This window comes from Acidaminococcus fermentans (assembly GCF_009696675.1).
In the GTDB taxonomy this organism is placed as follows: domain Bacteria; phylum Bacillota; class Negativicutes; order Acidaminococcales; family Acidaminococcaceae; genus Acidaminococcus.
This window is the reverse complement of the sequence record NZ_VULN01000002.1, coordinates 85,859-99,318: the sequence shown is the minus strand read 5'-3', so window position 1 is coordinate 99,318 and position 13,460 is coordinate 85,859. Positions and strand designations below refer to the sequence as shown.

General features: G+C 56.4%; 12 protein-coding genes and 1 other annotated feature. Of the genes, 2 read left to right on the top strand and 10 right to left on the bottom strand.

Features of this window, described 5'->3' with window-relative positions:
* The first annotated feature begins 74 nt into the window (after positions 1–74).
* Entirely contained in the window at positions 75–1,478 is a 1,404-nt protein-coding gene (locus FX155_RS01685; protein ID WP_154487583.1) for a radical SAM protein, read from the top strand.
* 42 nt (positions 1,479–1,520) lie between these two features.
* On the opposite strand, the gene FX155_RS01680 is transcribed toward FX155_RS01685, so the two are convergent.
* A complete protein-coding gene (locus FX155_RS01680) occupies positions 1,521–2,039 on the bottom strand; it encodes a folate family ECF transporter S component (RefSeq protein ID WP_154487581.1) in 519 nt (172 codons plus the stop codon).
* 3 nt (positions 2,040–2,042) lie between these two features.
* Complete coding sequence (locus tag FX155_RS01675) at positions 2,043–3,011, bottom strand: agmatinase (RefSeq protein WP_154487579.1); 969 nt, start codon at positions 3,009–3,011, stop codon at positions 2,043–2,045.
* A gap of 199 nt (positions 3,012–3,210) precedes the next feature.
* Between FX155_RS01675 and FX155_RS01670 the strand changes: the two genes are divergently transcribed.
* Entirely contained in the window at positions 3,211–3,963 is a 753-nt protein-coding gene (locus tag FX155_RS01670) for an IclR family transcriptional regulator (protein WP_022486752.1), read from the top strand.
* 38 nt (positions 3,964–4,001) lie between these two features.
* Here the strand turns inward: FX155_RS01670 and FX155_RS01665 are convergent, their stop codons facing one another.
* The 8 genes from FX155_RS01665 to FX155_RS01630 all read right to left on the bottom strand — a co-directional run bounded on the left by FX155_RS01665 (position 4,002) and on the right by FX155_RS01630 (position 13,458).
* Positions 4,002–4,382 carry a RidA family protein gene (locus FX155_RS01665; protein ID WP_022486751.1) on the bottom strand — a complete coding sequence of 127 codons (381 nt, stop codon included), beginning with the start codon at positions 4,380–4,382 and terminating at the stop codon, positions 4,002–4,004.
* A 325-nt stretch (positions 4,383–4,707) separates the two neighbouring features.
* Positions 4,708–5,778: an ABC transporter ATP-binding protein gene (locus tag FX155_RS01660; protein WP_326831099.1), complete on the bottom strand. Its 1,071-nt coding sequence runs from the start codon at positions 5,776–5,778 to the stop codon at positions 4,708–4,710.
* Positions 5,779–5,792: 14 nt separating this feature from the next.
* Entirely contained in the window at positions 5,793–7,478 is a 1,686-nt protein-coding gene (locus tag FX155_RS01655) for an ABC transporter permease (RefSeq protein WP_154487575.1), read from the bottom strand.
* 109 nt (positions 7,479–7,587) lie between these two features.
* A complete protein-coding gene (locus FX155_RS01650; protein ID WP_154487573.1) occupies positions 7,588–8,631 on the bottom strand; it encodes an ABC transporter substrate-binding protein in 1,044 nt (347 codons plus the stop codon).
* Between the two features lie 128 nt (positions 8,632–8,759).
* Entirely contained in the window at positions 8,760–9,635 is an 876-nt protein-coding gene (locus tag FX155_RS01645; protein WP_154487571.1) for an NAD(P)-dependent oxidoreductase, read from the bottom strand.
* Positions 9,636–9,765: 130 nt separating this feature from the next.
* Positions 9,766–10,521 (bottom strand): hypothetical protein, encoded by a 756-nt coding sequence (locus FX155_RS01640; RefSeq protein WP_154487569.1) that lies wholly within the window; start codon positions 10,519–10,521, stop codon positions 9,766–9,768.
* A gap of 86 nt (positions 10,522–10,607) precedes the next feature.
* Positions 10,608–11,588: a bile acid:sodium symporter family protein gene (locus tag FX155_RS01635; RefSeq protein ID WP_022488007.1), complete on the bottom strand. Its 981-nt coding sequence runs from the start codon at positions 11,586–11,588 to the stop codon at positions 10,608–10,610.
* An 85-nt stretch (positions 11,589–11,673) separates the two neighbouring features.
* Positions 11,674–11,927 (bottom strand) — a binding site (T-box leader).
* Positions 11,928–12,018: 91 nt separating this feature from the next.
* Positions 12,019–13,458, bottom strand: coding sequence for a YfcC family protein (locus FX155_RS01630; RefSeq protein ID WP_022488006.1), 1,440 nt, complete (start codon positions 13,456–13,458; stop codon positions 12,019–12,021).
* Positions 13,459–13,460 lie beyond the last annotated feature (2 nt).

The window sequence follows — 13,460 nt, the reverse complement described above, 5'->3', positions numbered from 1 at the left end:
GATTTGTCTTTTTGACTTTTAATCTCCGTCTGCTATACTTATATCTGAAGTTGTAATGAAGGAGATGAGGGATCATGGAAAGCAAGCTGATCCATGATGCTGAACGGAAAGCCGTGGAAACGGTGGTTGATCATGTACTGTCTGTAAAAGATCCGGAAGAACGGAAGAAATCCCTGCTCCGTCTTTCCTATCTGATGGAGAAATTCTTTGGGAGCTTTTTCGCCCCTTCCTCCTTTGCCGGTGCCCGGGAACTGATTCGCCAGGACGGAAAATGGTGGAAGTTTGTGGAACGGGGCCTGGATACCCTGAATCCCCATATCCTGAAAACCGGGATCATGAATCTGGGTTTTGAATCGGGATTTTATGGACTGAAGACCCGGAAAGCCTGCCGGGAAAAATACCACTGCAACATTCCCTGGACCATCCTGTTCGACCCTACCAGTGCCTGCAACATGCACTGCATCGGCTGCTGGGCGGCGGAATACGGCCATACCCTGAACCTTTCCTATGAAACCATGGACAAGATCGTGACTCAGGGGAAAGCCCTGGGGGTCCATACCTTCATGATGACCGGGGGCGAACCTCTGGTCCGGAAAGGGGATATCCTGAAGCTCTGCCGGGCCCATCCGGACTGTGAATTCCACGCCTTCACCAACGGCACCCTGATCGATGAGGATTTCTGCCGCCAGGTAGTGGACGTGGGGAACCTGAGCTTCTCCATCAGCATCGAAGGCTATCGGGAAGTCAATGACAGCCGCCGTGGCAAAGGTGATTTCGATAAAGTGATGCACGCCATGGCTCTCTTGAAGAAATATGGGATTTTCTTCGGGACTTCCATCTGCTACACCCGGAAGAACATCGAAACCGTCACCAGTGACCGTTTCCTCCAGATGCTGGTGGACAACGGAGCCTGGTACAGCTGGTTCTTCCATTACATGCCTGTAGGCAATGAAGCCTCTCTGGATCTGCTGCCCACCCCGGAACAGCGTGCCTATATGGTCCGGCGGATCCGGGAGATCCGCAGCAGCGAAAATCCCATCGCTCTGTTCCCCATCGACTTCCAGAACGACGGGGAATTCATCGGCGGCTGCATCGCCGGGGGTCGGAACTACTGCCACATCAACCCGGCCGGGGATGTGGAACCTTGTGTATTCATCCACTATTCCAGTGCCAATATCAACCGGGACGACCTGCTCACCTGCCTGCGCCAGCCCCTGTTCCAGGAATATGCCAAAGGGCAGCCTTTCAATGCAAACCACCTGCGGCCCTGTCCCATGCTGGAGAACCCTGACTGCCTGAAAGCCATGGTCCATCGCTCCGGTGCCCGTTCCACCGACCTCCAGTCGCCGGAAGACGTGGATACCCTCTGCGGCAGCTGCCAAGCTTATGCCAAAGCCTGGGCTCCTATGGCTGCAAAACTTTGGAAGGAGATCCAGGAAAAGAAAGAAAAAGAAGAAATACCTTTAGGAGCAGATTGAAAAGATGGGTGTGCTGCACAAGACGTGCAGCACACCCATCTTTTATTTTCCTAAGGGAACCAGATGTTTCTTCAATACCGGCAGTACCAGGCTCAGGATCCCGAACTTGATCACGATCCCGGCAGCGCACTGGAACAGCCGGAGAGTGGCCAGGTCTTTCCAGGGGACCTGGAACAATACCGTGAGCCAAAAGGTGTTCAGCAGCAGGCTGATGGCCACCTGGACCACCAGCACCGCCAACAGGATCTGCCGCTTGCCGATGCCCCGGCGGAAGCACCAGCCGTACACCACCCCATCCAGGAAGCTGGACAGGGTAAATCCGGGGAAATAAGCTCCCACCGGAAACAGCAGGGCTCCAATCAGATCCCCCAGGGCCCCGGTGATGCCGCCGGCCAGAGGCCCGCCCCACAGGGCAGCCGCCGCCACCGGCAGAAAGCTGAAGCCGATTTTCAGATTCCAGGTATGGAGAGACAGGAACCGGGCCAGGATCACCTCCATGGCCACACAGAACCCGATCATGGTGATCCACTGTCCGGGCCGCCTTTTCTGCAGCCCTGTCATGGCTTACTCCTGTTTCTTTTCCCGGGCCTTGGTGGCAAACCCCAGCATGTCAGAAATCAGCCGGGCCGCCAGATACCCGGTGGTGCCCCCCACATCGTCAAAAGGAGGGGCCACTTCCGTCAGCACCATCCCCACCAGTTCCGTATGGTTGGCAATGGCTTCCAGGATATCCACCGCATCGTCGTAGTTGAAGCCCCCAAACATGGGAGAACCGGTGGCCGGAGCGTACACCGCATCCATGGCATCGATGTCGAAGCAGAGCACCACTTTGTCCGCCGGCTGGAATTCGTCCAGGATGGCCTCGATGCCCTTTTTCCGCACGTCCCGGACGGAGTAGATCCCGTCCCCGTGTTCCCGGGCTTCTGCAAAGTCTTCCGGGCCGCTGCTGCCGATGCCCCGGATCCCCAGATGGAGGATCCGTCCCACATAGGGCAGGCTGGCTGCGTTCCGCATGGGAGACCCATTGAAATATTTCTGCCCGTCCAGAGGCTTGGTCCAGTCCAGATGGGCATCAATGTGGATGATGTCAAACTTGCCGGCCCCTTCCATGCCCTGAAGCATAGGGAAGTCCACGGCGCAGTCCCCACCCAGCACCACCGGCATGGTACCCTGGCTCTGGATGATCCGGACCGCTTCCCGGAGGTTGGCCATGGTACCCATCAGGTCCCCGGGGATATAATCCGCATCCCCGCAGTCCACCACCTTCCATTTGTCCGTATCCATGTAGAATTCTTTCCGTTCGGAATCGTAGGTGCCGCCTTTTTTGTAGGTAAACCGGGTGGAACCCAGACGGATGCCCCGGGGCCCCAGCCGGCAGCCAGTACGTCCCTGGATAGCCAGGTCAAACGGCGCTCCCAGGATGGCGATATCCGCATTCAGGTTGTAAATATCCGGCGCCAGGTCGGTTTTGGCAAAGGTGGCAATGCCCGTAGGGGCCATATTCAAAGGTTTCTGCAGGCTGAAGTTGTCCATGTGCAATCTCCTCTTCTTTCTGTACTTGGGTTTTCCCTTCTCTTGGGACCATTATAGGAAGACCCCTCTGGGAAGTCAACGAAATTGGACACTATTTCGCAATACGGACACTATAACGAAACAATTTTCCTTGACCCTGTTTTTGGTTCTCCGTATAATGAGGGAAAACAAGATCCATTGGGAAAGGAAGTTCAATGTTATGGCAGAAACCACACCGGCGGTCCATTCCGTCCTCCATGCCATCCGGATCCTTGAGCTGTATGCCGCCCAGCGCCGGGAAACCCTGAGCCTTACGGAAATCAGCAAAGCCCTGGGGCTCCACAAGACCACGGTCTACCGGATCCTCCGGACCCTCCAGCAGGCTGGATGGATGGAACAATCCGCCAAAACCGGAAAGTACTACCTGGGAACCGGGATCCTGCTGGTGGCTTCCGCCGTTTCCGTCCACAACACCTCCCGGGATCTGCTGTCGGAAGAAATGCACCGGCTGGCGGAAAAGTTCAACGAAACCGTGGTACTGTCCGTGCTCCTGGGCCATACGGGGATTTGTGCGGACCTGGCCAAAAGCCGGCACCGTCTGGGGGTGGCGGGAGAACGGGGCTACATCGTCCCTCTGCGCAGCGGCGCCACAGGCAAGACCCTGCTGGCCGCCCAGCCGGAAGAACTGCGGGAGCAGCTGCTCCAGGAACTGGAACCGGACCGGACGAAGCAACGGATCCTGAAGAACCAGCTGCTGAAGATCCTCCAGGACGGATACTGTATTTCGGAAGGAGAAGTGGACCAGGGGGTGGCCGCCATCGCCATGCCCCTCCATCTGAAGGATAAACGGTTCGTCCTGACCATTTCCGGTCCAGTGGACCGGCTTCGGGCCATCACCTACCCGGTGCTCCGGCAGGGACTGGAAGAAACGGTAACCCGGCTGGAGCGGAAAAGTGCATTGTTGGAAGAGTGAAAAAGGGGGCTGTTGCCCATGGCAACAGCCCCCTTTTATCACTTGCACGCAAAAGCTTCGATTTCCACCAGGGCCCCTTTGGGCAGAGCGGCCACTTGGAAGCAGGCACGGGCCGGGCATACGCCGGTGAAGAAGGTGCCGTACACTTCGTTCATGGGACCGAAATCGGCAATGTCGCTGAGAAGCACTGTAGTCTTCACCACATCCTCCATGGTGTAGCCGGCGGCTTCCAGGATGTTTTTCACATTGGTCAGGGACTGGCGGGTCTGGGTCACAATATCTGTCCCGGCAAATTCACCGGTAGCCGGGTCGATGGGGATCTGGCCGGAAACATACACGGTCTTGCCGGACGCTTCGATACCCTGGGAATAAGGTCCGATGGCACCGGGGGCTTTGGGAGTTGCAATCTGTTTGTTCATGGGAAAAACCTCCTTAAAAGTTGGGATAGGGGTATTATACCATGGAAAAGGGGCTGTTGCATGCGCAACAGCCCCTTAGTCGGAAGTCGGGAGTCTGAAGTCGGAAGCCTCAGGACAGGATCCGTCTGGCTGGACGGATCCTTTTGATTATGTAAAACCAGAATCGAAATCAATCTGAGCGATCATTTCGTCCAAAGGTTCTACACATTCAAAAAATTTGCCTGCAAATTTAACCTTCGGCTCCAGACTTCCGACTCCAGACTTGAGCCGCTATGCGGCTCTACAGCTAAGGGGGTGTTGCACGAAACGTGCAACACCCCCTCTTTCACGTAATCACATAATTGCTCTTTTCGTTGTTCAGGAGGATCACGTCCTCCAGGTCCAGGTACAGGTTCTCTCCGTCAGCCCACTGGTGGTAGGCGCTGCCGTGGGTCATCACCCGGAGGACATGGTCTCCCACCTGGATCCGGTAATCCACCGCATCTCCCATGTAAAACCGGTGCTTCACCGTTCCCTGGAGCATCCCACCGGTTTTGGACAGGGTGATGTTTTCCGGACGGACCCCGATGATGGCCGGCCCTGCCGGCAGGTTCGCCTTATTGGGGAAGGACACCTGGGTGCCCTGGACAAAGACCCGTTCGCCCCGGACTTCCGCCGGCAGGAAATTCACCAGGCCGATGAAATCCGCCACCATCCGGTTCACCGGATGGGTATACACTTCATAAGGCCGTCCCACCTGCTGGACCACGCCTCCGTTCATCACCACGATCCGGTCACTCATGGTCATGGCTTCCGACTGGTCGTGGGTCACGTAGATCACCGTGATCCCCAGCCGTTTCTGGAGGGAGGAGATTTCGAACCGCATGCTTTCCCGGAGTTTGGCATCCAGGTTGGACAGCGGTTCGTCCAGAAGCAGCAGACCCGGCTGGGCGATCAGAGCCCGGGCCAGAGCCACCCGCTGCTGCTGGCCTCCGGACAGCTGGCTGGGATACCGTTCCCCGTACTTGTCCAGATGGACCATGGAAAGAGCCTCGGCCACCCGTTTGTCCCGTTCCTCTTTGGGGACCTTCTGGATCTTCAGGGGATAAGCCACGTTTTCCGCCACAGTCATATGGGGCCATACCGCATAGGACTGGAACACCATGCCGATGTTCCGCTTTTCCGGGGGTACGAACACATGGGATTCCGCACTGCTCACCAGGGTGTCCCCCAGCAGGATGTTCCCTTCCGTGGGCCGTTCAAAGCCGGCGATCATCCGCAGGGTAGTGGATTTGCCGCATCCGGAGGGTCCCAGGAAGGATATGAATTCCCCATCCGCCACCTCCAGGTTGAAATCCCCCACGGCCGTCACGGCACCGAACCGTTTGTAGAGATGTTCCAATTTTACTTGAGCCACAATAGTCCTCCTCATCAAATGGCAATATTGCCCTTGGATACCTTGTTCAGGATCAGGTTCCCCACCATGACGATCACCAGGATGATCACCGACAGCACGGAGGCATTCTGGGTATCCGCATAGGTCTGGAGCTCGTAAAGCAGCACCCCGATGGTCTGGGTGTCACTGCCGTAGAGCAGGTTGGACATGGTCAGTTCATAAAAGCTGGGCATGAAGATCAGGAACCAGCCGGCCACAATGGAGGGGGCGATCAGGGGCATGATAATGTCCCGGCACACCCGCAGCCAGTCGGCCCCGGCGTTGAGCCCCGCCTCTTCCAGACTGCTGGAGACCTGGCTCAGGGAAGCGGCAATGGTCCGGACACTCATGGTCATGTATTTCACCAGATAGCTGACGATCAGGATCCACATGCTGGAATACAGGTTCAGCCCATAGTTGCCGGAAAAGAAGATGATCAGGGCCAGGGCAATGACCACACTGGGGGTACTGCCCCCCACCATCACCAGGATATCCGGCAGGGACCGGCCGGGCACCCGGGTCTTTACGGACAGATAGGCTACAAACAGGGCCAGCAGGGTACCCACACAGGCGGAAATGAAGGCATAGCCCAGGGACCGCCAAATGCAGTCCAGGTACTGGCTGTTTTCCAGCACCGGGATCCAGGCGTCGATGCCGAAATTGTCCAGCCGGATGCCCTTGGACATGCTGACCATGAAGGAGGTCATCACAATGGACCCCAGGGGCAGGATCACGGAAAGGAAGGCGTAGAGCCCCACAAAGAAAGTGGCCAGTCCTTTCCAACGGCCCAGTTCCACCAGCACCGGACGGGTGCTTTTGCCGCTGATGGTGGTGTAGTCCTTCCGGCCCATGAGCCAGCTCATGAAGAACAGCAGCCCGTTGGCCAGAAACATCAGAGAAACCGCTAACGTGGTGGCGTCCCGGATTCCCTGGTCATCCCCCATGTACACGAAGGATACGATCCGGGTGGTGAGCACTTCGATGTTCCCGGGCATCCCCACTATGGCCGGGATCCCGAAACAGGAACCGGCACCGATGAACACCAGGAGTCCCCCGGCCAAGATGCTGGGAGCCATAAGAGGCAGAGTCACATCCCACAGGGCTTTGAGGGGAGACGCTCCGGCGATCCGGGAAGCCTCCTCCAGGGTAGGATCCATTTTTTCCATGGCCCGGGAAATGGTAATGAAGGCAAAGGGAGAATAGAATAAGGTCAGGACCCAGATCATCCCGCCCCGGGTATAGATGTTGAAAGGCGCCTGGGACAGGGAAAACAGGGTTTTCAGCAGCTGGTTCAGATAGCCCACATCCGGGTTCAGCAGCTGGGTCCAGGCAATGGCTCCCACATAGGGTGGGATCATGTAACTGGCCACCAGGATGGTCCGGAACTTTTTCCGTCCCGGCAGGTCCGTCCGGCCAATGAGCCAGGCCAGGGGAAAGGTGATCAGCACGCTGAGCAGCATCACCAGAAGGGAAATCTCCACGGTGTTCCGCAGGGCTTTCAGGTTCACTTTCTGGCTGTACACCGCTGCATAATTGCTCAGGTCAAAGGTCCCCTCCACCATCACGCTGTCCCAGATCAGTACCGCCAGAGGCAGCACGATAAAATACAACAGAGCCAGGACGGTAAGGGCAATGACCGCAAACTTACTGTCGATTCGAGGCAAATTCCACTTTTTCACCATACACTCCTTTGGACACAATGAGGCAGGAAAGGAGCCAGGGCTGGATTCCCGACCCTGACTCCTTTTGTCTCCAGGCATACTTGGGCATCATGTCCCGCAACACGCCGGATCAGGCATCCATGACTCTGGACCGGAATTCTTCCTTGATCTTGGATTCGTCCCGGGTGAGTTTTTCCCAATCCACTTTCAGAGCGTTCTTCAGCAGTTCCTTCAGACTGTACTTGGCCCCTTTGGGTTTTTCCACATCATCCCGCACAGAATGCATCCAGCCGGCTGTTACCGCCGCCTGGCCTTCCTTGCTCAGCCACCAGTCGGTGAGGGCTTTGGCCCCTTCCGGGTTCTTGGTGGCCTTGAAGATCCCGATGGGGGAAGAAATCAGGATGCAGCCTTCCTTGGGATAGACCACTTCCAGAGGTTCCTTCTTGGTTTGCTGGAGCTTCAGGATGTTTTCTTCCAGGATGATGGCGGCCATGTATTCTCCGGTCAGGAGCTTGTTCTGAATGGCGCTGTTCCCTTCTTCCACCCTGAGTCCGTTGGCTTTCAGGGCATCAAAGTATTCCCAGCCGAATTTGTCCGCCAGGGTCCCTACGGCCACATAGGCGGTACCGGACAGCAGCGGGTTGGGCATGGCGATGCGCCCCTTGTACTTGGGATTGGTCAGGTCCTGCCAGCTGGTGGGCACATCTTCCGGTTTCAGTTTGTCCTTGTTGTAGGCGATGATCATGTTGCACACCCGGACGGCAGCCCAGGCTCCGTCCTTGTCCACTTCCATGATGTGATGCTTGGTTTCCGGCGATTTGTAATCCAGCAGCAGACCTTTTTCCTTCAGATAGATGTAATAGGAAGGATCCGCCACCATCAGCACATCGTCGCTGATCTTGTTGGCCTTTACTTCCCCGGCGATCTTGGTCTTGATCTTTTCCGTTCCGCCCTGGAACCAGCTGACTTTCAGATCCGGGAAGGCTTTCTGGACTTTTGGTTTGCACATGGAATTGACGATATCCGGATACATGGAGGTGTAGACCATTACATTCCCGGATACCCCTTTCTTCCCATCCGCCGCCTTTTTGTCTCCCCCGCCGCAGCCGGCCAGGAGGAGGGTTCCGCAGGCCAGCAGAGCCGCTGCCGCGGCCAGCCATTTCTTGCTGCTCATACAATCCCGTCCTTTCCTGATGATTTTTTCTATTCTGATAATTTGTGATGCCCTGATGCCTGTCAGGGATGATTTCTTTCAGTATATCCGTTTTCATCCGGAAAAACGTCAAAAATCAGTTTTGTCCATTACTTTTTTTCATAATAGGTGAACAGAGCCTGGGTCCCCAGATCTCCCTTTCCTTCCTTGGCCAGGGAACGGTATTCCTTCAGCACCTGGTGGAGCACCGGCAGCTTCAGTTCCTTCTTTTCCGCTTCTTCTTCCGCCAGGCCCATGTCCTTGATGAAATGCTTCAGGAAGAAGCCGGGAGCATAGTCTCCCTGGATGATCTTGGGCCCGAAGGCGTTCAGTTGGGCACTGCCCGCCGCCCCGGTGGACACTGCCTTCAACAGGGTTTCCAGATCAAGGCCGTTGGCCTGGGCGTACCGGAGGGCTTCGCAGACCCCGGACAAGGCACCGGCAATCATGATCTGGTTGGCCATTTTGGCGTGCTGGCCCATCCCCGCTTCTCCCATGTAGTTGATGTTGGTACCCATGCCCTGGAACACCGGCTGGAGCACATCGAAATCTTCCTTTTTTCCGCCCACCAGGATGGACAGGGTGCCGTTCCGGGCGCCGGTATCCCCGCCGGTCACCGGTGCATCCAGCACATGGAAGCCCCGTTTGGTCCCTTCTTCATACAGTTTCCGGGCCAGGGTGGGACTGGTGGTGGTCATGTCAATGAGGAAGCTGCCGGGCCGGGCGCTGTCCATAAGAGCCCCGGGGGCCAGATAGACTTCCTCCACATCCCGGGGAAAGCCCACAATGGTGATCAGGCACTGGCAGGCACCGGCCAGATCGGAGATGGAAGGATGAAAGGTAACCCCTTCTGCCTTCAGATCCGCCACTTTTTCCGGATGCCGGGCATAGCAGTGCATGGCATAGCCCGCCTTTCCCAGATTCCGCAGCATGGATTTCCCCATAATACCCGTACCGATAAAACCAATATCACGGATTTCCGTCATACAAACCCCTTCTTTCCGGAAAAATGCAAAACAAAACCACATCATTTAGAATCATTATAATTTATGAGAATGGAGGCGCGCAAGAGGGAATTGGATTGTCAGCTGACCGTTGACAAAACCTCACATCCCCCTATTTCCCCTTGCTGGGGGTGATCTTCAGAGTATTGATGATGTTGGTGAGCTTGTGGGTGTCTTCCTTCCAGTAGCCGTCATCTGCCTTGTTCCACACCACAGTCAGAGTATGGACCCGGTCCAGGTTGAACAGAGTCCACCGTTCCGCGTGGAAGGTCATCAGGTGCTGTCCCTTTTGGAGCACTTCCATGTCATAGCTGGTATGGAGGCTTTCCACTCCGTTCACGATATTGCTGGCCATGGGCTGCCAGTTGGTGAATTTCAGGGAATAGCCTTCCGGCAGCATCTTGGTGTAGATCCCCTGGATGCTTTTTTGGGTAATGTCCCCGAATTCTTTGATCTGGTCCCCTTTCAGGCCGATGTTCTGGCCATACCGGGGCATTTTTTCCGGGCTGGCCACGGTCTTGAATTCCACCCACACCAGGTGTTCATCGGTATTCCAGGGCACCGGATCCAGTTTCCCGCTCTGGACGATGACGGACCCGGGGCTCTTCACCACTTCCTGGTCCGCTTCCAGCCATTTTTTCAGGAGCGGATCCAGGTCTGGAGCCTTCAGCAGTCCATCCCGGGTTTCCTGGCTCTGGAGGATCATTTCCGGAGGCACCGCAAAGGATCCCTGATCCCCGGCCTGGATTTCTACCCAGCCCGGATAGGAAGCCACATGGACCTGTTCTGTTTTATTGGTCTCTTTGCCGCACCCGGCCCCCAGGAAAAGGGCCAGCAGGCAGCCAAGGAGCATGATTTTCTTCAACATACGATTTCCCGCCTTTCTGATACGGGAATATTATAGCATAAAAAAAAAGGGGAGTGCTGCACAGAACGTGCAGCACTCCCTTTAACTCAGTCCCCCACTGCCACCGCTGCTTTTTTGGCGGCTTTTCTGGCTTCGTACCGGTCCATATTCCGGGCGAAGAGGCCGGCCAGGAAGGAACCGGTGATCTGATGGACGGCGGCGCCTACAGCAGCCGGGATGGCCACGGCAGGAGCGAAGTACACGGCGCAGATGGACAGGGCCAGGGCGTCATTCTGCATCCCCACTTCCAGGGTCACGGAATGCTGCTGGGGTTTGCCCATACCCAGTTTCCCGGTGATAAAATATCCCATGCCGAAGCCCACCAGGTTATGGAGCAGCACCAGCACCACCACAAAGGCACCCAGGGCCACGATCTTGGCTCCGTTCACAGCCACCACGCCGCCCAGGATGGACAGCACCGCAAAAGCGGACAGCAGCACCAGCACTTTCTGGATCTGGGCCAGGAACTTTTCCCCTACGGCTTTGTGGACCAGGAGCCCCAGCACCAGAGGCACCAGGATCACTTTCATCACCGTGAGAGCCATGGAAACAAAGGAAACATTCACATATTCACCGGCCAGGGCCCATACCAGGAAGGGCATCATCACAGGAGCCAGCAGGGTGGAAACAGTGGTGACGGATACGGCCAGAGGCACATCCCCTTTGGCCAGGAAGCTCATCACATTGGAAGCGGTGCCGCTGGGGCAGGAACCCAGGAGCACCATGCCCACCGCCAGATCCGGGCTCAGATGGAACACCTTGGTGAGAGCAAAGGCCACCAGAGGCATGATGGTGTAGTGGCACACCGTACCGGCCAGGACTTCCTTAGGCCGCTGGAGCACCAGTTTGAAATCGGACAAATGGAGGGTCATGCCCATGCCGAACATCACCACACCCAGGAGCCATACAGTGTAATGGACGGACCAGGAAAAGGCCCCCGGAACAAAATAGCCGCCCACGATGGTAGCCAGCACCAGCCAGGTGAGATTTTTCCCTACAAAGCCACTTACTTTTGTCAACAGATTCATGTTTTACCCCTCCAAAAAATGTTTTCTGCAAAAATCAAACGGCTGATGGCTTCCCTGGGAGAAAAAGAAAAGCGCTTTGTCTCCTGTAAGAGACAAAGCGCTGTGCTCTGCGGTACCACTCTTGTTGTCGCTGCTGCGACCTCTTTACTAGCATCTCCGGATTTCCCTTCCAATGCCGGACAGAATAACGGCTGTCAGCCGGCCCCACTTACTTGGAATCTTTCAGCGGGCAGCTCCTGGGTGATTTTCCTTCTCCTCTCAGCATCCTGCCTCGCACCAAGCGGCAGGTTCTCTGGAATGTGAGACTGGACAAGTACTTTTCCCATTCAACACTGTCTGATGTTTTGTTATGGGCTTTATTATACGCTTTTGAGAAAATTTGTCAACAAGTTTTTTTCAAGTCCTCAATACGCGGACATCCATACGTCCATCAGAAGGGTCCCAGATGGGTAGCGGAAGCGTACCACATCACCACGAAGGCAAAGATCCATTCCAGCCCCAAAAGAGGGAAGGCAAACTTCCACCAGCGCCGGAGAGGCACACCGGCTACGGTGAGCACGGTCATGGTGGTGCCGCTGGCCGGGGTGATCATGTTGGTGAAGGCGTCCCCCATCTGGAAGGCCAGGACGGCGGTCTGCCGGGTGAGCCCCACCAGATCCGCCAGCGGTGCCATAATGGGCATGGTGATGGCTGCCTGGCCGGAGCCGGAAGGCACCACCAGGTTGAACACGTCCTGGACGATGAACATGCCGAAGCCCAGCAGAGAATGAGGGAATACATTCAGCCCGGCCGCCAGGTAGTAGATAATGGTATCCAGGATCTTGCTGTCCCCCATGAGCAGGGTCACCCCTTTGCACAGGGAAACCATCATGCAGGGCATGGCCATGTTCTTCACTCCGCCGATGAAGGCGTTGGCAAAGTCGTTGACGCTGAGCCGTCCCACAATGCCGGCGAACACCGCCATCATCAGGAACAGGGCGGCCAGTTCATCCATGTAGAAGCCGTATTTGATGACCCCCACCAGGATGGCGGCCACGGTGACCACAAAGCCGCCCATGATGATCTTCTGACGGCCGGTCATGAGCACATTATCCCCTTCATAGGCACTCAGATCCATCTGGGGACGGTAGATCTGGTCATAATCGTACATGTAGCTGCTTTCCGGATTCTTCTTGATCTTCCGGGCATACCACATGGTATACACCACATTGATCACAATCAGCACCACCAGCATGGCCACCCGGACCTGGATGCCAGAGAACATGGGCAGGCCGGAAATGCTCTGGGCCACCCCTACGGTAAAGGCGTTGGTCACCCCGGCTCCGTAGCCCCCGCTTACAGCGGCCAGAGGCATGGCCACCGCCACAATGGAGTCGAACCCCAGGGCATAGCATACGGCCATGATCAGGGGCACAAAGGCGATGTATTCCTCGCTGCAGCCGGCAAAGGTGCTGAGACAGGTCATAATGGTGAGCAGCACCGGGATCAGCAGCATTTCCCGACCCTTCACCTTGGTGACCACATGGCCCAGAGCCCCGTTGATGGCCCCGGTGGCCGCCATTACGTTCAAAGCTCCCCCGATGATCATCAGGAAACCTACAATACCGCTGGCCCCTTTGACGCCCCGGGGCACCGCCTTGAACACGTCGAAGAAGCCGGCAGGATGCTTGGCGATGAAATGGAAGGTGTTGGGATCCACCACCATACGGCCGCTGGCCGCATCCTTCACCCGGTCAAAGATCCCGGCCGGGATCAGATAGGTGGCAATGGCGGTAAGGATCAGGATAAAGAAGATGATAATGATCGGGCTGGGTACCGATACTTTTTTGTTCACCGGTTTCTGGACGGTGTCCTGTTTGTTTTCTGTCATAA